This is a genomic window from Microbacterium sp. BH-3-3-3 (genome assembly GCF_001792815.1).
In the GTDB taxonomy this organism is placed as follows: domain Bacteria; phylum Actinomycetota; class Actinomycetes; order Actinomycetales; family Microbacteriaceae; genus Microbacterium.
The window spans coordinates 1,496,645-1,515,693 of the sequence record NZ_CP017674.1; the positions used below are offsets into that span (position 1 = coordinate 1,496,645).

The 19,049-nt window shown below is 70.7% G+C and carries 14 protein-coding genes and 1 tRNA gene; 5 read left to right on the top strand and 10 right to left on the bottom strand.

What is annotated here, in order from left to right:
- Nucleotides 1-198: 198 nt before the first annotated feature.
- Both BJP65_RS06945 and BJP65_RS06950 read left to right on the top strand, forming a co-directional pair.
- Nucleotides 199-3,075, top strand: a complete 2,877-nt coding sequence (locus tag BJP65_RS06945; RefSeq protein ID WP_070408649.1) for an aminotransferase — start codon at nucleotides 199-201, stop codon at nucleotides 3,073-3,075.
- 53 nt (nucleotides 3,076-3,128) lie between these two features.
- Nucleotides 3,129-4,157, top strand: a complete 1,029-nt coding sequence (locus tag BJP65_RS06950; RefSeq protein ID WP_070408650.1) for an agmatine/peptidylarginine deiminase — start codon at nucleotides 3,129-3,131, stop codon at nucleotides 4,155-4,157.
- Between the two features lie 117 nt (nucleotides 4,158-4,274).
- On the opposite strand, the gene BJP65_RS06955 is transcribed toward BJP65_RS06950, so the two are convergent.
- A tRNA-Ser gene (locus BJP65_RS06955) sits at nucleotides 4,275-4,364 on the bottom strand.
- Nucleotides 4,365-4,626: 262 nt separating this feature from the next.
- On the opposite strand from BJP65_RS06955, the gene BJP65_RS06960 reads away from it, so the two are divergent.
- Both BJP65_RS06960 and radA read left to right on the top strand, forming a co-directional pair.
- On the top strand, nucleotides 4,627-5,580 hold the full coding sequence (locus tag BJP65_RS06960; RefSeq protein WP_070408651.1) for an L-lactate dehydrogenase: 954 nt from the start codon (nucleotides 4,627-4,629) through the stop codon (nucleotides 5,578-5,580).
- Nucleotides 5,581-6,042: 462 nt separating this feature from the next.
- On the top strand, nucleotides 6,043-7,410 hold the full coding sequence (radA, locus tag BJP65_RS06965; protein ID WP_070408652.1) for a DNA repair protein RadA: 1,368 nt from the start codon (nucleotides 6,043-6,045) through the stop codon (nucleotides 7,408-7,410).
- A gap of 371 nt (nucleotides 7,411-7,781) precedes the next feature.
- On the opposite strand, the gene BJP65_RS06970 is transcribed toward radA, so the two are convergent.
- The 6 genes from BJP65_RS06970 to BJP65_RS06995 form a co-directional block, all read right to left on the bottom strand.
- Nucleotides 7,782-8,192, bottom strand: coding sequence for a hypothetical protein (locus BJP65_RS06970; protein ID WP_055833399.1), 411 nt, complete (start codon nucleotides 8,190-8,192; stop codon nucleotides 7,782-7,784).
- Between the two features lie 85 nt (nucleotides 8,193-8,277).
- Nucleotides 8,278-8,994, bottom strand: a complete 717-nt coding sequence (locus BJP65_RS06975) for a FadR/GntR family transcriptional regulator (RefSeq protein ID WP_055833396.1) — start codon at nucleotides 8,992-8,994, stop codon at nucleotides 8,278-8,280.
- Between the two features lie 25 nt (nucleotides 8,995-9,019).
- Nucleotides 9,020-9,799: a 3-oxoacyl-ACP reductase gene (locus BJP65_RS06980; protein WP_055833395.1), complete on the bottom strand. Its 780-nt coding sequence runs from the start codon at nucleotides 9,797-9,799 to the stop codon at nucleotides 9,020-9,022.
- 81 nt (nucleotides 9,800-9,880) lie between these two features.
- Nucleotides 9,881-11,236 carry an aldehyde dehydrogenase gene (locus BJP65_RS06985; protein WP_070408653.1) on the bottom strand — a complete coding sequence of 452 codons (1,356 nt, stop codon included), beginning with the start codon at nucleotides 11,234-11,236 and terminating at the stop codon, nucleotides 9,881-9,883.
- A complete protein-coding gene (locus tag BJP65_RS06990) occupies nucleotides 11,233-12,027 on the bottom strand; it encodes a gamma-glutamyl-gamma-aminobutyrate hydrolase family protein (protein ID WP_070408654.1) in 795 nt (264 codons plus the stop codon). The genes BJP65_RS06985 and BJP65_RS06990 overlap by 4 nt, the downstream gene beginning before the upstream one ends.
- A complete protein-coding gene (locus tag BJP65_RS06995) occupies nucleotides 12,008-13,363 on the bottom strand; it encodes a glutamine synthetase family protein (protein ID WP_070408655.1) in 1,356 nt (451 codons plus the stop codon). The genes BJP65_RS06990 and BJP65_RS06995 overlap by 20 nt, the downstream gene beginning before the upstream one ends.
- 147 nt (nucleotides 13,364-13,510) lie before the next feature.
- Here BJP65_RS06995 and BJP65_RS07000 point away from each other — a divergent pair, with 147 nt between their 5' ends.
- Nucleotides 13,511-15,052 carry an amino acid permease gene (locus BJP65_RS07000; protein WP_070408656.1) on the top strand — a complete coding sequence of 514 codons (1,542 nt, stop codon included), beginning with the start codon at nucleotides 13,511-13,513 and terminating at the stop codon, nucleotides 15,050-15,052.
- Nucleotides 15,053-15,113: 61 nt separating this feature from the next.
- Here BJP65_RS07000 and BJP65_RS07005 read toward each other — a convergent pair whose 3' ends face one another.
- The 3 genes from BJP65_RS07005 to BJP65_RS07015 form a co-directional block, all read right to left on the bottom strand.
- Complete coding sequence (locus BJP65_RS07005; protein WP_181016005.1) at nucleotides 15,114-15,776, bottom strand: hypothetical protein; 663 nt, start codon at nucleotides 15,774-15,776, stop codon at nucleotides 15,114-15,116.
- A 45-nt stretch (nucleotides 15,777-15,821) separates the two neighbouring features.
- Nucleotides 15,822-16,331, bottom strand: coding sequence for an amino-acid N-acetyltransferase (locus tag BJP65_RS07010; RefSeq protein WP_055937627.1), 510 nt, complete (start codon nucleotides 16,329-16,331; stop codon nucleotides 15,822-15,824).
- A gap of 70 nt (nucleotides 16,332-16,401) precedes the next feature.
- Nucleotides 16,402-18,927 carry an ATP-dependent Clp protease ATP-binding subunit gene (locus BJP65_RS07015; RefSeq protein ID WP_055833379.1) on the bottom strand — a complete coding sequence of 842 codons (2,526 nt, stop codon included), beginning with the start codon at nucleotides 18,925-18,927 and terminating at the stop codon, nucleotides 16,402-16,404.
- Nucleotides 18,928-19,049: the final 122 nt, after the last annotated feature.

Genomic DNA, 19,049 nt, shown 5'->3' on the forward strand with positions numbered 1-19,049 from the left:
CGAGCCGCGAGGGCGACCGCGTGAGCGGCTCGACCGAGGTGGCTCCCGGCGCCTACGGTGAGGCCGTGAGCGAATGGGTCGCCCCATCCGGTCCGCTCGTCGTCGTCGTCGCCCGCGACGCGGCGGGCACCGTGGCCGGCGCCGTCGCGACCACCCCGCACGCCTCTCTCTGACATCCCCGAGTCTCGAGGAATCGACATGACCACCGACACGACCGCCGTCTTCGACTACTTCTCGCAGGTCGATCTGCCCACGCCCACGCTGTCCGACGACGAGGTGTGCCGTCTGTTCGCCGACGTCTTCGGCGTCGAGATCGACGTGCACGCCCTCGGCAGCCAGCAGGATCAGAACTTCCGCGTGTTCCCACGGGGCGAGAGCGATCCGCTGGGCGTGCTGAAGCTCAGCAACCCCGTCTTCAGCGCGGCCGAGATCGACATGCAGGACGCCGCGGCCGCCCTCGTAGCCGAGCGCAGCCCGCACGTGCGCATCCCCCGCATCGTCGAGGGTCCGCGCGGCGTCATGTCCGCCTGGTGGGAGTCGTCGCAGGGCCGCATCCACGCCCGCGTGATCGAGAACATCTCGGGCCGTACCCTGAACGGCTCCGGGTACCTCTCCCCCACCGTCGTCGCGGCGCTGGGCGCGCTCTCGGGCGCCGTGAGCCTCTCGCTCGCCGACTTCACCCACCCCGCCAGCGGCCGGGTGCTGCAGTGGGACCTGCGGCACGCCGGTCGCGTCATCGACACGCTGCTCCCCCTCGAACCCGACACCGAGGTGCGGGGCGTCGTGCAGCGGGCCGCCGACGCCGCCCGTGCGGCGCTGGCCCCGGTGGCCGACGCCCTGCCGGTGCAGGCCGGGCACTTCGACGTCACCGACGACAACGTGCTGCGCGCCGACGGCGCGGCCGTGCCCGACGCGGTCATCGACTTCGGCGACGTGTGCACGTCGTGGCGCGTGGGCGAGATCGCGACGACCGTGTCGTCGGTGCTGCACCACGACGGCGCCTCCCCCGAGTCGGCGCTCCCCGCCGTCCGCGCGTTCGACGCGCTGCGCGATCTCACCGACGACGAGATCACCGCGCTCTGGCCGCTCGTCATCCTGCGCGGCGCCGTGCTCGTGCTCAGCGGCCGCGCCCAGGTGCGCCTCGACGACGAGAACGCCTACGCCACCGACGGACTCGACCGCGAGTTCCGCATCCTCGTGCAGGCGGCATCGGTCCCCCTCCCGGTGATCACCGCCGCGACGCGCGCCGGCCTAGGGCGCCCCGCGCTCGACGCGCGCGGCTGGACGGGGCGGACCCTGCTGCCCTTCGCCTCGCCGCGGGGGGAACTCGACGCCACGACCGAATCGCCCCTGAACGACGCGGGAGCCTGGCTCGATCCGTCGGCGCTGGATGCCGCGGCCCTCGACGCCCTCGACGCCGGTGCCGCGATGGTCACCGTGCCCGCCGGGCGCGCTCAGCTCACCGGCACCGTCGCCCCCCTGCCGTCGACGACGGCGACCATCCCGACGGGCGTCACGCTCTGGCTCGCCGAGCCGACCCCGCTCGCCCCCGGTGAGATCACCGTCGACGGCGACACCCTCACCTGGACCTCGGGCGACGAGACGGTGATCGTCAGCGGCATGCCCGAGGGCTCGGCATCCGGGATCCTGCCCGCGCGCACCCGCCTCGTCGTCCGGCGTGCAGCCGACGGCGCCGTGCCGCCCGCGCGCGTCTCGCCCGCCCTCGCCGCGGCATGGCGGAACGTCGCCGGCGACCCCGGCGAGGCCCTCGGCATCCCCACCGCGATCCCGGCCGACGACGACGTGCTCGTTCGACGGCACGAAGTGCTCGCCGAGGTGCAGGAGCACTACTACTCCGCTCCCCCGCGCATCGAGCGCGGCTGGCGCGAACACCTCATCGACGTCGACGGACGCGTGTACCTCGACATGGTGAACAACGTCGCGTCGGTGGGCCACGCCCACCCGCACGTCGTCGAAGCGGGCTCGCGGCAGATGCGCCTGCTCAACACCAACTCGCGCTTCCACTACCGCGCGATCACCGACTACGCCGACCGCCTGGCGGCGACGCTGCCCGACGGCTTCGACACGGTGTTCCTCGTCAACTCCGGCTCCGAGGCCACCGACCTCGCCCTCCGCCTCGCGATGGCGGCGACCGGCCGCCCCGACATCGTCGCGATGCGCGAGGCGTACCACGGCTGGACCTACGCCAGCGATGCCGTGTCGACCTCGGTCGCCGACAACCCCTTCGCCCTCGACACGCGCCCCGCGTGGGTGCACACCGTCGACGCGGCCAACTCGTACCGCGGCCGCCACCGGGGGACGGATGCCGAGAACTACGCCCCCGAGGCCGTCGCCGTCATCGACGAGCTCGCGGCATCCGGTCGCGCGCCCGCGGGATTCATCGCCGAGACGTACTTCGGCAACGCCGGCGGAGTGGCCCTGCCCGAGGGGTACCTCACCGACGTCTACACCGCGATCCGTCGCCACGGCGGCCTCGCGATCGCCGACGAGGTGCAGGTGGGCTTCGGCCGCCTGGGCGAGTGGTTCTGGGGCTTCCAGCAGCAGGGCGCCGTGCCCGACATCATCGCGGTGGCGAAGTCGATCGGCGGCGGGCACCCGCTCGGGGCGGTCATCACGCGCCGCGAGATCGCCGACCGCTACCGCACGCAGGGGTACTTCTTCTCGTCCACCGGCGGCTCCCCCGTCTCGTCGGCGATCGGCCTGGCCGTGCTCGACGTCATCGAGCGGGAAGGCCTGCAAGAGAACGCGCGCGTCGTCGGCGCACACCTCAAGGGCCGTCTCGAAGAACTCGCGCAGACGCACCCGATCATCGGCACCGTGCACGGCTCGGGGCTGTACCTGGGCGTGGAGTTCGTGCGGGACCGCGAGACCCTCGAGCCCGCCTCGGCCGAAACCGCCGCCATCTGCGATCGCCTGCTCGAGCTCGGCGTCATCATGCAGCCCACCGGCGACTTCCAGAACGTCCTCAAGATCAAGCCGCCGCTGGTCATCACGCGCGCCTCGGTCGACGTCTTCGTCGACGCCCTGGATCGCGTGCTGACCACCGGTTTCTGACCGATCCGTCCGCGCGACTCGTCCGACACGACCGACCGACCAAGGAGCACGACATGTGGCGCATGCCCGCAGAATCCGCCCCGCACGAGCGCACGTGGATGGCGTTCCCCCGCGAGGGCATCACGCTCGGCGAGGGCGCCGAGACGCGCGAAGAGGGCTACCGCGCCTGGACCGACGTCGCCCACGCCGTCGCCGAGTTCGAACCGGTGAGCATGGTCGTCGACCCCACCGAGATGGCCCGCGCCCGCCGCATGCTCGACTCGTCGATCGAGATCGTCGAGGCCCCGCTCGACGAATTCTGGATGCGCGACATCGGACCGACGTTCGTCGTCGACCCCGACCGCCCGGGGGTCCTCGGCGCCGTCGACTGGATCTTCAACGGGTGGGGCGCCCCCGACTGGGCCGAGTGGCAGACCTCGGCCGGCATCGCCCGCGTCGTCGCCGAGCATCTGAACGCCGAACGGATCGACTCGCTGCTCGTGGCCGAGGGCGGCGGACTGCACGTCGACGGCACCGGCACCGTGCTGCTCACCGAGACCGTGCAGCTCGACCCCCGCCGCAACCCCCACGCCGACCGCGCCCGCGTCGAGGCCGAGATGGCCCGCACCCTCGGAGCGACCGAGGCCATCTGGCTCTCGCGCGGCCTCACCCGCGACTACGACGACCTGGGCACCAACGGCCACGTCGACATCGTCGCCACGTTCGCCTCGCCCGAGCACGTGCTGCTGCACGAGCAGACCGATGCCGCGCACCCCGACTTCGAGGTCTCACGCCTCATCCGCGCCGAGCTCGAGACCGCCTTCGCGCGACTCGGGCGCACGGTCGCGATCACCGGAGTGCCCGCGCCGACGACGCTGCGCGACGACCACGGGTGGGTCGACTGGAGCTACATCAACCACCTCGTCACCAACGACGGCGTCGTGCTGTGCGGCTTCGGCGACGAGGCGGCCGACGCACGTGCCAGCGAGATCATGGCCGACGCGTACCCGGGACGGCGGGTGGTCACGGTCGACGCGCGTGCGATCTTCGCCCGCGGCGGCGGCATCCACTGCATCACCCAGCAGCAGCCGCGGGTGGGCTGACCCCCCGGGGGGGTGGGGCGCCGGTTCCGCGGCGAGCTCGACACGTCGCCGGGGTCACCGCGACGTCGCACAAGATGACGAAGGCCCCGGATCCGTGAGGATTCGGGGCCTTCGTGGTGGCGGTGACGGTGGGATTTGAACCCACGGTAGGGGTGAACCTACACAACATTTCGAGTGTTGCACCTTCGGCCGCTCGGACACGTCACCGCCGAACAGCTTACGACACTCGACGGGATGCCGCGAATCCGAGCGGGTCGACGGGCCCTCGGCGTCGGCCGCGGGCCGAACTCATGAGAAACCAGGCCGCCGACGCCCGCTACGGCGATGCGGTGCCCACCGCGCACCGCATCTCAGGACTTCGGCCCGGCCCGCGCCGCCACCGCCCGCACCGCCGAGCCCCCGGCATCCGTTCGTCCACCGTCGAAGCACCCCCCTGGAACCGGTTCGCGACCGCTGCCAGGATCGGAGCATGAGCGTGATCGAGAACTCCAAGCTGACGGTCGTGGGCGCGGGAAGTGTGGGGGCGAGCGTGGCGTACGCGGCCCTCATCCGCGGATCGGCGCGGCACGTCGCGCTCTACGACATCGCCACCGAGAAGGTCGAGGCCGAGGTGCTCGACCTCGCCCACGGCACGCAGTTCACCGGCACCAGCGACATCACCGGCGGCAGCGACGTGTCGGTGGCCGAGGGGTCGCACGTCGTCGTCATCACGGCCGGCGCGAAGCAGAATCCGGGTCAGACCCGCACCGAGCTCGCCGCCACGAACGCCGGGATCATCCGCGAGATGATGCCGAAGCTGCTCGAGGTCGCACCGAACGCCGTCTACGTCATCGTCACGAACCCCTGCGACGTGCTCACGGTGCTCGCGCAGCAGGCGACCGGCCTGCCGACGCGACGCATCTTCGCCTCGGGCACGGTGCTCGACACCTCGCGTCTGCGGTGGCAGCTCGCCCAGCGGGCGGGGGTCAGCACCGCGAGCGTGCACGCGTGGATCGTCGGCGAGCACGGCGACACCGAGTTCCCGTTGTGGTCGACCGCCACGATCGGATCCGTCCCCATCACCGAGTTCGAGCTGCCCGGAGGGGGCCGCTTCACCACGGAAGAGTTGGATGCCATCGCCGTCGACGTCCGCGATGCCGCGTACAAGGTCATCAAGGGCAAGGGGGCGACGAACTACGCGATCGGCTTGTCGAGCGCGCGCATCGTCGAGGCGATCCTGCGCGACGAGCACGCCATCCTCCCCGTGAGCACCGTGCTGCAGGACTTCCACGGCATCGACGGCATGGCCCTGTCGGTGCCGTCGATCGTCTCGGCCCGCGGCGCGGTGCCCCTCGCCGGCACGCCGTTCTCCGACGCCGAGCTCGGGCTTCTGCGCCGCTCGGCCGACGCGTTGACGACGGTGGCGGAGTCGCTGCGCGACTGACGCGGGGCTCTGCGGGGCGGGGCCGGGCGCGGGGCGCCGGGTCCGGCGCGGCGCGGCGGTTCGCGCATAAACGCTATCCCTGCGCATAAACGCTCTCTCACCGCGTTTACGCGCGGGAATGGCGTTTGTGCGTGGGGGCCGCCGGCAGCGGGGTACGGATGCCGCCCTGACCCAGCCCGCCGCCGCGCCCGGTCGGGCCACACCCGCCCCGGCCACACCGTCGCCCAGCCGAGCCCACGCCCCTCCCGGTCGCACCTCCGCCCGGTCGCACCCGGCCGCGCTACACCTCAAGCCCGGCGCGGCACGGTGACTCACCCATAAACGCCGATCCTGCGCGTAAACGCTCTCTCACCGCGTTTATCCGCAGGAAGGGCGTTTATGCGCGAGCGGCCGCCCGACAGCAGATCCCGGATGCCGCGGCCCGGCGCCGGCGATGTCGGAGGCCCCGCGTAGCCTGATGCCATGGCATCCCGACGTCCCGCTGCAGCCCCCGCTCCATACCGCTGCACCGAGTGCGGGTGGACGACGGTCAAGTGGGTCGGCCGGTGCGGGGAGTGCCAGTCGTGGGGCACCGTGGTCGAGGCCGCCGAGCAGACGGGCATCGTCCGATCGATCGCTCCGGTCGCTCCGGGCGCGGCCCGGATGGCGCGGCGCATCACCGAGATCGACACGCAAGACGCCCCCCGGCGCACCAGCGGCGTCGGCGAGTTCGACCGCGTTCTGGGCGGCGGCATCGTTCCGGGTGCGGCGATCCTGCTCAGCGGAGAACCCGGCGTCGGTAAGTCGACGCTGCTGCTCGAGGTCGCCGCGCAAAGCGCCCGCGCGGGGCGCCGCGTGCTCTACGCCAGCGGTGAAGAATCCGCCGCCCAGGTGCGCCTGCGCGCCGAGCGCACCGGCGCGCTCCACGAAGAGCTGTTCCTCGCCGCCGAGACCGACCTGGCCACGATCCTCGGGCACATCGACCAAGTCGAGCCCGGCCTGCTCATCGTCGACTCGGTTCAGACGGTGTCCTCCTCACACAGCGACGGCGCCGCGGGTCAGCCGGCGCAGGTGCGCGAGGTCGCGTCGGCGCTCATCCGTGTCGCGAAAGAACGCGGGCTGCCCATCATCCTCGTCGGCCACGTCACCAAAGACGGCTCGATCGCCGGACCCCGCATCCTCGAGCACCTCGTCGACGTGGTCTGTCACTTCGAGGGCGACCGACAGACGTCGCTGCGCTTCGTGCGCGCGCTCAAGAACCGCTTCGGCCCCACCGACGAGGTCGGCTGCTTCGACATGACCGGCACCGGCATCTCCGAGGTGTCCGACCCGAGCGCCCTGTTCCTCGGGCACGGCGAACCCGAGCCGGGCACGTGCGTCACCATCGCGATGGAGGGCCGCCGCGCCCTGCCCGTCGAGATCCAGGCACTCGCCGTGCGCCAGACGGCACCCAACCCGCGGCGCATCGTGAACGGCGTCGACTCGTCACGCGTGGCGATGGTGCTCGCCGTGCTCGAGAGCCGCATGGGCCTCACCCTGTCCGACCGCGACGTGTATGTCTCGACCGTCGGCGGGGTGCGCCTGGTCGAGCCCGCGGCCGACCTCGCCATCGCCATCGCGGTGGCCAACGCCGTGAAGAACCGCAAGGTGTCGAAGCGCCTCGCCGCGATCGGCGAGTTGACTCTCACCGGCGAGATCCGCAACGTCACGCAGGCCGCGCAACGGGCGTCCGAAGCCAAGCGCCTGGGCTATCACACGGTGCTCGACGCCTCGTCGCGCAAGCTCGCGCAGGCGCTCAACGAACTGCAGGTGCGCGGCATGCCGCGCGACGACAGCGAACCGGGGTTCTGAGCCACACGGACCGACGCCGCGACGCCGCGGTCGAGGCGACGCGATCTCGACGCCGCGCTCAGGCGCCGCGGTCGAGGTCCCGCGACGGCAGGGTCACGCTGCGCTGAGCAGCGGACGGCCCGAACCGGGCCGGGTGAGGGCGTGAAAGATCCCCCGGAACGACAATCCCGCGTCGTCGATCAGCGACCCGGAGGAGCGGCCCGCCGGCGGCGGTGCGGCGACGTCATGCCCAGAACCGCGGGGATGACAAGTCCGGCGGCGCACACGGCACCGGCGATCAGGAACTCCATGCCCCCGAGTCTTGCACGCGTCCTTCACCCGCGCGAGTTCGATACTTCACCCTCGAGCGCGGGCTGGTCCGCGGTCGGGCCTCAGGCGTCGAGCGCGGCGATCAGATCGGCGGGCGACGCCTGGATCGGGTGCGGCCCCGCGATGTCGAGGAACACCGAGGTGATGGCATCCTGGTGCGCTCCGAGGAACGCGCGCAGCCACTGCGGCGACTGCAGCGCCACGTGCGGCGGCAGCGTCTCGGGCTTGTGGGCGGCGTCGCTGAACAGCAGCAGCGCGATCTCGCCGGAGTCGGGGTCGCGGTACGTCCACACCTCGCCGACGTCGAGCGGGTTGTCGGGGTCTCCCGCGCTCATCAGCGGAACCACCGTCGGGCCGTGCCGCAGGGCGAAGGCGATCGCCGCCATGTCCTGGGTCTGCAACGCATCGGTCAGCGCGGTGTTCTTGAAGTCCACGGCGACCTTCTTCCCCTTGCGCTTCTTGCCTCCGGCCATCCTCCGAGCCTAACCGCGGCTCCGCGGCGACGCGTCGCAGAACCGCACCGCGCGGCCGGGCGACTCGAGGCCGAAGCCCCGCTCGCTACGCCAGGAACCCGCGCAGCAAGGCCTCCGACCCGGCCAGGTGATCCCGCATCGCCGCGTGGGCGGCATCCGGTCTCCCGGCCAGGATCGCCGACACGATCGCCGCGTGCTGCGAGGTCGAGTGATCGATGTTGCGCGGCAGCAGGGGGAACGTGTCGAGCCAGGCGTTCACGCGCGCCCGGTTGTCGGCGACGAGGGGCACGAGTGAGGGGATGCCGGCGAACTCCGCGATCGTCAGGTGCAGCAGCGTGTCCAGGCGCCGGTAGTCCGCGCCGGAGGCCGTGGCCGCCGCCTCGTGCCGAGCCCAGAGCACATCGCGCTCGTCGGCCGACAGCGCGCGGCCCGCGGCGGCCCACGCCGCCCCGGTCTCGAGCACGCCGCGCAGCGAGATCACGTCGGCGAGCTCGGTCGGCGCCACCACCGCGGGCTCCGACGGACGCGGCACGGGGTCGATCACGAACGTGCCGCCGTAGCGTCCGCGCCGCGTCTCGAGCCACCCGGCGTCGGCCAGCTCGCGGATCGCCTCGCGCACGGTGTCGCGACTCACGCCGTACAGCGCGGCGAGCTCGCGCTCCGCCGGGAGGGACTCCCCGGGAGCGACCAGGCCGAGACGAACGGTCTGCACGATGCGCGCCGTGGTGTCTTCGAGCGCGTTGCCGCTGCGCACCGGCCGGTACACGGCTCGGCGCAGGTCGTCGAGCGGCGCGTCTGTCACCGTCTCAGCCTGTCATGTCACCGGTTCACAGGGGCGTGACGTAGGCGTTGGTGATTCCCCCGTCGACGACGAACGCCGTCGCGGTGATGAACGACGCGTCGTCGGATGCCAGGAAGGCCACCGCCGCGGCCATCTCGTCGGGCTCCGCGAACCTCCCCATCGGCACGTGCACGAGCCGACGCTGCGCCCGCTCGGGGTCTTTGGCGAACAGCTCCTGCAGCAGCGGGGTGTTGACGGGTCCGGGGCACAGGGCGTTCACGCGGATGCCCTGGCGGGCGAACTGCACGCCGAGCTCGCGGGTCATGGCGAGCACGCCGCCCTTCGACGCCGTGTACGAGATCTGCGAGGTCGCCGAGCCGAGCAGCGCCACGAACGACGCCGTGTTGATGATCGATCCCCGACCGGCGGGCACCATGTGCCGCAGGGCGGCGCGCGAGCAGAGGTAGACGCTCTTCAGGTTGACGTCTTGCACGCGGTCCCACGCGGGCAGCTCGGTCGTCTCGATCGAGTCGTCGTCGGCGGGCGAGATGCCGGCGTTGTTGAACGCGATGTCGACGCTGCCGAGGTCGGCGGCCACGCCGTCGAAGAGGGCGTCGACCGATACCTCGTCGGCCACGTTGACCTGACGGAAGACGCCGCCGACCTCGGCGGCGGCCGCGGTGCCGGTGGTCTCGTCGAGGTCGGCGATCACGACGCGCGCGCCTTCCGCGGCGAAGCGGCGCGCGGTGGCGAGGCCGATGCCGCTCGCGCCGCCCGTGACGATGGCGACGCGGCCGCCGAGACGCTGGGTGAGGTCGATGGTCATTGCGGGTGGTTCCTTTCGAGCGGTACCGCGTCCCCCTGTCTGTTCGGGGGCAAGTGGGGAATGGGGGTCAGGACGACGGGTTCACTCGGTGGCGTAGAACACGTTCTTCACCTCGGTGAAGTGCTCGGCGGCATCGGGACCCAGCTCGCGACCGAGGCCCGACGCCTTCATGCCGCCGAAGGGCGTCGAGTACCGCACCGAGGAGTGCGAGTTCACCGACAGCACGCCGCTGCGGACGGCGCGGGACACCCGGATGCCACGGCCCAGGCTCTCGGTCCAGATCGAGCCCGCGAGGCCGTACGCGCTGTCGTTGGCGAGTCGGATGGCATCCGCCTCGTCGTCGAAGGGCATCACGGCCAGGACGGGGCCGAACACCTCCTCGCGGGCGACGCGGTCGCCGGGCTGCGCCAGCACCACGGCCGGAGCGAACCAGAAGCCGTCGCCCTCGGGCGCGGATCCCCGGAACGCCACGTCGGCCCCGTCGAGGAAGCCCTGCACGCTGGAGCGGTGCGAGGCCGAGATGAGCGGCCCCATCTGGGTGTCCTCCCGCGTCGGGTCGCCGACCTTCCAGGCCGACACGGCCGGTTCGAGCAACTCGAGGAACCGGTCGAAGACGCTCCGCTGCACGAGCAGGCGGCTGCGGGCGCAGCAGTCCTGCCCCGCGTTGTCGAACACGGAGCCCGGGACGCCGGCCGCCGCCTTCTCGAGGTCGGCGTCGGCGAAGACGAGGTTCGCGCTCTTGCCGCCGAGCTCGAGGGTCACCGGTTTGAGCATTCGCGCGCACCCGGCGGCAACCTCGGTGCCGACCTCGGTCGAGCCGGTGAAGACGACCTTATGCACGTCGGGGTGCGAGACGAAGCGCTGGCCCACGACCGAGCCCGAGCCGACCACGACGCGGAAGAGACCCTCGGGCAGCCCGGCCTCGAGCGCCAGCTCGCCGAGCCGGATCGCCGTCAGCGGGGTGAGCTCGGCCGGCTTGAGCACGACGGCGTTGCCCGCGGCGAGCGCCGGCGCGAAACCCCAGGCGGCGATGGTCATGGGGAAGTTCCACGGCACGATGATCCCGACCACGCCGTAGGGCTCGTGGTAGGTCACGTCGAGCCCTCCGGCGACCGGGATCTGCGACCCGATCAGGCGTTCCGGCGCCCCGGCGTAGTAGTTGAGCACCTGCGCGACGTGCTGCGCCTCCCAGCGGGCCGAGCCGATCGGGTGGCCCGAGTTCTTCACCTCGAGCGCGGCGAGCTCGTCGACGTGCGCCTCGACGACCCGGGCGAACGACCGCAGCGCGTCGGCGCGGGCGACGGGGGCGAGGGATGACCACGCGCGCTGAGCGCGCACGGCGTCGGCGACGGCGGCATCCACCTGGGCGAGATCGGCGCGCTCGAGCGTGGTGATCGGCGACCCGTTCGAGGGGTCGGTGACGGTGAACGTGCTCATGCGAGAGCTCCCTGGTGCTCGGAGTTGGAGATGTCGGTGCCGGAACGCGCGGCGCGATACGCCGCCGCCGCGGCGACGAGTCCCAGGAACAGCCGCCGGTCTTCGGCGTTCTCCTCGGGATGCCACTGGACGGCGACGAGGTAGTCGTCGCCCTCGGCCTCGACGGCCTGCACGAGTCCGTCGTCGGTGCGCGCCGTCACCCGCAGGCCCGCGCCCAGCCGGTCGACGCCCTGGTGGTGGTAGCTGTGGACGGTGAGCGCTCCGGCGCCGACGAGACCGGCGAGTCGGGTCGAGGCATCCACCTCGACGACGTTCTCGGCGAAGACGCCTCCGCCCACGCGGTACCGCTCGGTGCCGAGGGCCTCGGGGAGGTGCTGGTGGAGCGTGCCGCCGAGGGCGACGTTGAGAAGTTGCAGCCCCCGGCAGATGCCGAAGATGGGGATGCCGCGCTCCCGCGCCCCCGCGAGGAGTGCGAGTTCCCAGGCGTCGCGGTCTGCGCGCGCCGGGTCGGTGAGCGGGTGACGTTCGGCGCCGTAGAGCTCGGGCTGCACGTCGAGGCCCCCGGTGAGGATGAGGCCGTCGAGCCCGTCGAGCACGGCGGCGGCCGCCCGCTCGGGGCGCGGCTGCGGCGGCAGCAGCACGGCGCTGGCCCCCGAGGCGGTGACGGAGTCGAAGTACTGCTGCGGCAGGAACGATGCCCGCACGTCCCACACGCCCTGCTTCGCTCGCTCCAGATAGGTCGTGAGCCCGACGACGGGTGTCCGGGTCGAATCAGAGGCGCTCGAAACCACGCACCCGCTCCCAATCGGTCACGGCGGCGTCGAAGGCCTCGACCTCGATGCGCGCCTGGTTGAGGTAGTGCTCGACGACGTCGTCGCCGAAGGCGGCGCGGGCAATCGTCGACGCGCGGAACAGCTCCGCCGCTTCCCGCAGGGTCGTCGGCAGCGTGTCGACGCCCGAGGTGTAGGCGTTGCCCGAGAGGGGCTCGGGAAGCGGCAGCTCGTTCTCGATGCCGTACAGGCCGCCGGCGATGATCGCCGAGATGGCGAGGTAGGGGTTCACGTCTCCGCCGGGCACGCGGTTCTCGACCCGCAGCGACGAGCCGTGGCCGACGACGCGCAGCGCGCACGTGCGGTTGTCGACGCCCCAGGCCACTCCGGTGGGCGCGAACGAGCCCAGCGCGAAACGCTTGTACGAGTTGATCGTCGGCGCGTACAGCAACGTGAACTCGCGCAGGGTCGCCAAAATGCCGGCGATCCAGTGCTCCATGAGGGGGCTGAAGCCGTGCGCGCCGTCGCCCGCCATCACGGCGTCGCCGCCGTCGCCGCGGACCGACAGGTGGATGTGGCAGCTGTTGCCCTCGCGCTCGTTGAACTTGGCCATGAACGTCAGCGACTTGCCGTGGCGGTCGGCGATCTCTTTCGCGCCGTTCTTGTAGATCGTGTGGTTGTCGGCGGTCTCGAGCGCTTCGGCGTAGCGGAAGGCGATCTCCTGCTGGCCGAGGTTGCACTCGCCCTTCACGCCCTCGCAGTACATGCCCGCGCCGTCCATGCCGAGGCGGATGTCGCGCAGCAGCGGCTCGAGCCGCGTGGTGGCGAGCAGGTTGTAGTCGACGTTGTAGTCGGTCGAGGCGCGCAGGCCCGTGTATCCCTTGGCCCAGGCTTCGCGGAAGGAGTCGTCGAAGACGATGAACTCCAGCTCCGTGCCCGCGTAGGCGGTGAGTCCCCGCTCCGCCAGACGCGCGCGTTGGGCGTTCAGGATGCCGCGGGGCGACTGCCCGACGTGCTGACGGTCCCCCCACGCGAGATCCGCCATCACCAGCGCCGTGCCCGGCTGCCAGGGGAGGCGGCGGAGCGTGTCGAGGTCGGGCACCAGCAGCATGTCGCCGTAGCCCGTCTCCCAGCTCGACATGGCGTAGCCGTCGACGGTGTTCAGGTCGACGTCGACCGACAGCAGGTAGTTGCAGGCCTCGGCCCCGTGGGGCAGCACCTCGTCGCGCCAGAAACGCGCCGCGACGCGCTTGCCGACGAGGCGGCCCTGCGCGTCGGGGAAGGCCACGACGACCGTGTCGATCTCGCCGGTCTCGATCGCGGCATCCAGTTCTGCGGTGGTGAGATTGCCCGCCATGGTGTCCCTCTCGCCTGCTCGTCGCGACCTCGCGTGCGGAGGTCGTAACGAGGAACTTACACGCCAAAGGTAGACAGGTCGACCAATAGAGGGCCATGATTCTGCGCAGGCGCTCCTGAAGCCTGCCCGTTACCGTCTGGAGGCCCTATGTCCACCTCGAGCAGTTCCCGCAGAAAGGTCGCCGGCGCCACCTATACGGCGACCGACTCCACGTACTTCGAGAAACGCACCCTGAAACGTTCGGCCGGCGTCTGGGGGCTGTGGGGCCTCGCGGTCGCCGCCGTCATCTCGGGCGATTTCTCGGGGTGGAACTTCGGCGTCGCCAACGCCGGCTTCGGCGGTATGCTCATCGCCTTCGTGGTGCTCGTGGTCATGTACTACGGGCTGACGTTCTCGATCGGCGAGATGGCCGCCGCCATGCCCCACACCGGCGGCGCCTACTCGTTCGCACGATCCGCGATGGGTCCCTGGGGCGGCCTGGCCACGGGCCTCGCCGAGACCATCGAGTACGTCGCCACGACGGCGGTCGTCGTCTACTTCTCCGGCCAATACGCCGACTCGGCGCTGGAGCTGCTCACCGGCGTGAGCCTGCCCGCGTTCGTGTGGTGGATCATCCTCTACGCGCTCTTCATCGCCCTCAACGCCGCCGGCGCGAACATCTCGTTCGGCTTCGCGATCGTCGTGTCGATCATCTCGATCGGCATCATCGTGGTCTTCGGCGTGATGTCCCTGGTCACGGGGGCGTTCGACTGGGCCTCGCTGTGGAACATCGTCCCCGATGCGGGGCAGACCGAGTTCCTCCCCCACGGCGTCGGGGCGATCCTGCTGGCCCTCCCCTTCGCCATGTGGTTCTTCCTCGGCATCGAGGAGCTGCCGCTGGCCGCCGAAGAGTCGCACGACCCCGCTCGCGACATTCCGCGGGCCGGCCTCTGGGCCCGAGGGACGCTCATCGTCACGGGTCTCATCGTGCTGTTCCTCAACACCGGGGTGCTCGGAGCCGAAGAGACCGGGACCTCCGTCGAACCCCTGCTCGACGGCTTCCGCGCGATGGTCGGCGACCAGGCCGCGGCACTCCTGTCGCTGCTCGCCCTGGTCGGGCTCCTCGCGTCGCTGATGGGCATCATGTTCGCCTACGGCCGCAACATGTACTCGCTCTCGCGCGCCGGTTACTACCCGCGCTGGCTCTCTCTCACCGGTGCTCGCAAGACCCCGTGGGTGGCCCTCGTGTTCGGCGCGGTGCTGGGCTTCTTCGCCCTGGTGATCGTGCAAGCGGCGGGAGGAGACGCGAGCCCCGCCGGCGCGATCGTGCTGAACATCGCCGTCTGGGGCGCGGTGCTCGCGTACTTCCTGCAGATGGTCTCGTTCATCGTGCTCCGCAAGAAGTTCCCGAACGCGGTGCGTCCGTACAAGAGCCCGTGGGGCCTGTTCGGGGCCTACTCCGCGGCGATCATCGCCGCCGTCGTGTTCTTCGGCCTACTGCTGAACTCGGCCTACCTGCTGGCGATCGTGGCGATCATCGTGGTCTACGCGGTGATCTTCGTCGCCTTCGCCGTCTACGGCCGTCACCGCCTCGTGCTCTCGCCCGAGGAGGAGTACGCCCTCTCCGGCGGTCTGCACGGCGACCCGCAGAAGGAGGGCTACGACGCCCTGCAGGGCGAGGTGTTCGGCAAGGATTCCCCGCGCAGCTGACCCGGTGATGACGGAGGGGTGGATGCCATGGCATCCACCCCTCCGTTCGTCGCTGTGCGCGTCACTGCAGGACGAACGACGCCGTCCCGGCCGACGGGATGCCGCCGATCGACACGCTCAGGTGGTACGTCGCTCCGCTGCCCGGCGCGTACGGCCGCTCGCTCTCGCACGAGCTGACCGAGGAACGCGTGCGGTCCCAGGTGAGGGGCGCCGAGCTCGTGACGGTCTGGCCGGCGGCGAGGGTGACCTCGAGATCGCTCGGCTCGGACTGGCAGTCGGTGGAGCGCCACCACACGTCGGAGCCGCTCGTCACGGTGAACGACTGCGCGCTCGTTCCGACGTTCATGGTGCAGGCGTTCGCGGACGAGTTGGTGAGGCGGATCGAGAGCTGCGGGTTCTCGCCCTGCGCGTACTCGGCCTTGTCCGACAGTGCTTCGACCGAGATGTCGGCGGCGGTGCACTCGACGGGCCCCGACGACACGCTCTGCGTCGGGGTGGAACTCGGAGTCGCCGCGGCCGGCGGAGCAGCCGACGAGACGGCGGGGTCGGGGGCACTCTCGGCGGTGGCAGGCGTCTCTTCGGCCGTCGGGACGGCGCGCCAGGGCGGAGCCGCGACGAGCCACACGACGAGGCCGATCACGATCAGGGCGAAGAGCCCTGCCGCGAGACGACGTCGACGATAGACCGCCGGGGACTGCCTCCGCCTTCGGGGGGCATCGGTCATGGTTCCAGGGTAGGCGTCACGGCTGAGTCCCCGCCCACGGCGCGCTCAGAGCTGCTTGAGCATGCGCGTGTTGCCCAGGGTGTTGGGCTTGACGTGCGCGAGGTCGAGGAACTCCGCGACGCCCTCGTCGGGACTGCGCACGAGCTGCGAGTACACGTCGGGGTCGACCACCTGCTCGCCGATCTCGGCGAACCCCCGACGCGTGAAGAAGTCGACCTCGAAGGTCAGGCAGAACAGGCGGCTGACGCCCAGCTCGCGCGCCCGCTCCTCGAGCATCTCGACGATGGCCCGCCCCACGCCGTGATGCAGCCACTCGTCGTGAACGATGAGGGTGCGCACCTCACCCAGGTCTTCCCACATGACGTGCAGGGCGCCGCAGCCGATGACGACGCCATCGGCCTCGGCCACGACGAACTGCTGCACCGACCCGTAGAGCACCACGAGGTCTTTGCCGAGCAGGATGCGCTTCTGCACGAACGGCTCGAGCAGTTCGTGGATGCGTCGCACGTCGGCGGTACCGGCGGGGCGGACGACGAACGGCGCGGAAGAGGTCATCGACCCAGCGTACGCCGCGACGACGAAGGGCCCGGATGCCATGGCATCCGGGCCCTCGTCTGTTATGCGATCAGCTGCCCGCCAGGGTGTCAGGCGTCGCGGCGATCTCGCCAGCGGTTCCGACCCCGATCGCGACCTTCTCGCCGCGGGGGGCGGTCTCGAACGCGAACTGACCGTTCTCGACGGTGACCTTGACGTGGTCTCCCGCCTCGAGCTCGCCGTGCAGGATCTTCTCGCTGAGGCGGTCCTCGACCTCGCGCTGCATGGCGCGACGGAGCGGTCGCGCACCGAGGGTCGGGTCGAAGCCGATCTCGATGAGCTTGTCCTTCGCGTCGTCCGACAGCTCCACCGTCATGTCGCGGTCGAGCAGACGGTCGGCCAGGCGCTTGACGAACAGGCCGACGATCTGGCGAAGCTCGGGCTTGCTCAGCTGCGGGAAGACGATGACGTCGTCGACACGGTTGAGGAACTCGGGCTTGAAGTGGCGCTTGAGCTCTTCGTCGACCTTGCCCTTCATCCGTTCGTACGACGTCTGGGCGTTGCCCTCGACCTGGAAGCCGACCGGGCCTCCGGCGATCGCCGACGAACCGAGGTTCGTCGTCATGATGATCACCGTGTTCTTGAAGTCGATGACGCGACCCTGACCATCGGTCAGGCGACCCTCTTCGAGGATCTGCAGCAGCGAGTTGAAGATGTCGGGGTGGGCCTTCTCGATCTCGTCGAAGAGCACGACCGAGAACGGCTTGCGGCGCACCTTCTCGGTGAGCTGGCCGCCCTCTTCGAATCCGACGAACCCGGGAGGGGCACCGAACAGACGCGAGACGGTGTGCTTCTCACCGAACTCCGACATGTCGAGCGAGATCAACGCGCCCTCGTCGTCGAAGAGGAACTCGGCGAGCGCCTTGGCGAGCTCGGTCTTTCCGACACCCGTGGGGCCGGCGAAGATGAACGAGCCCGAGGGACGCTTGGGGTCCTTGAGGCCCGCACGCTGACGACGGATCGTACGCGACAGGGCCGCGATCGCCTCTTCCTGGCCGACGACGCGCTGGTGCAGCGCCTTCTCCATGAACATGAGGCGGCTGGACTCTTCTTCGGTGAGCTTGAACACCGGGATGCCGGTCGCCTGGGCGAGCACCTCGGCGATCAGACCCTCGTCGACCACCGCGTGCGAGGCGACATCGCCGGAGCGCCACTGCTTCTCGAGGCGCAGGCGCTCGGCGAGGAGAGACTTCTCCTCGTCGCGCAGCGACGCGGCCTTCTCGAAGTCCTGCTCCTCGGAGGCCAGCTCCTTCTGCTCGCGGACCTTGGCGATCTTCTCGTCGAACTCGCGCAGCTCGGGCGGCGACGACAGGATCGACAGACGCAGGCGGGCGCCGGCCTCGTCGATCAGGTCGATGGCCTTGTCGGGCAGGAAGCGGTCGCTGATGTAGCGGTCGGCGAGGTTGGCCGCCGCGACGATCGCGCCGTCGGTGATCTGCACCTTGTGGTGCGCCTCGTACCGGTCGCGCAGCCCCTTCAGGATGTTGATCGAGTGGGGCAGGCTCGGCTCGGCCACCTGGATCGGCTGGAAGCGGCGCTCGAGAGCGGCGTCCTTCTCGAAGTGCTTGCGGTACTCGTCGAGCGTGGTGGCACCGATGGTCTGGAGCTCACCGCGGGCGAGGAGGGGCTTGAGGATCGACGCGGCGTCGATCGCGCCCTCGGCGGCACCCGCACCCACGAGGGTGTGGATCTCGTCGATGAAGACGATGATGTCGCCGCGCGTGCGGATCTCTTTCGTGACCTTCTTCAGGCGCTCTTCGAAGTCACCGCGGTAGCGGGACCCGGCGATGAGCGAACCGAGGTCGAGCGAGTAGACCTGCTTGTCCTTGAGCGTCTCGGGCACGTCGCCCTTGACGATGGCCTGCGCGAGGCCCTCGACGACCGCCGTCTTACCCACACCGGGCTCACCGATGAGGACGGGGTTGTTCTTCGAGCGACGCGACAGGATCTGCATCACGCGCTCGATCTCTTTCTCGCGCCCAATCACGGGGTCGAGCTTGTTGTCGCGCGCGGCCTGCGTGAGGTTGCGACCGAACTGATCGAGCACGGCCGAGCCGCCCTGCGTGCCGGTCGAGGTCTGCTCGCCGGCACCCGAGGCGACGCCCGCGGGCTCCTTGCCCTGATAGCCCGAGAGCAGCTGGATGACCTGCTGGCGCACCTTGTTCAGGTCGGCGCCGAGCTTGACGAGCACCTGGGCTGCGACACCCTCGCCCTCGCGGATGAGACCGAGCAGGATGTGCTCGGTCCCGATGTAGTTGTGGCCGAGCTGCAGCGCTTCGCGCAGAGACAGCTCGAGGACCTTCTTCGCACGCGGCGTGAAGGGGATGTGGCCGGTCGGCTGCTGCTGCCCCTGGCCGATGATGTCCTGCACCTGCTCACGGACGGCGTCGAGCGAAATGCCCAGCGACTCCAGCGCCTTGGCAGCCACGCCCTCACCCTCGTGGATGAGGCCCAGAAGGATGTGCTCGGTGCCGATGTAGTTGTGGTTCAGCATCTTCGCCTCTTCTTGGGCGAGCACCACTACACGACGAGCACGATCGGTGAATCGTTCGAACATCCTCAGTCCCTCCAAAAATGGGCTGACAGGCACGCCTCCGCGCGCCGTACATCGAGAGTAACCAGCGGCCGGATGCCGGGGACCCATGTTCGCCGTGGGCATACCGAGACGACGGCCGGTCT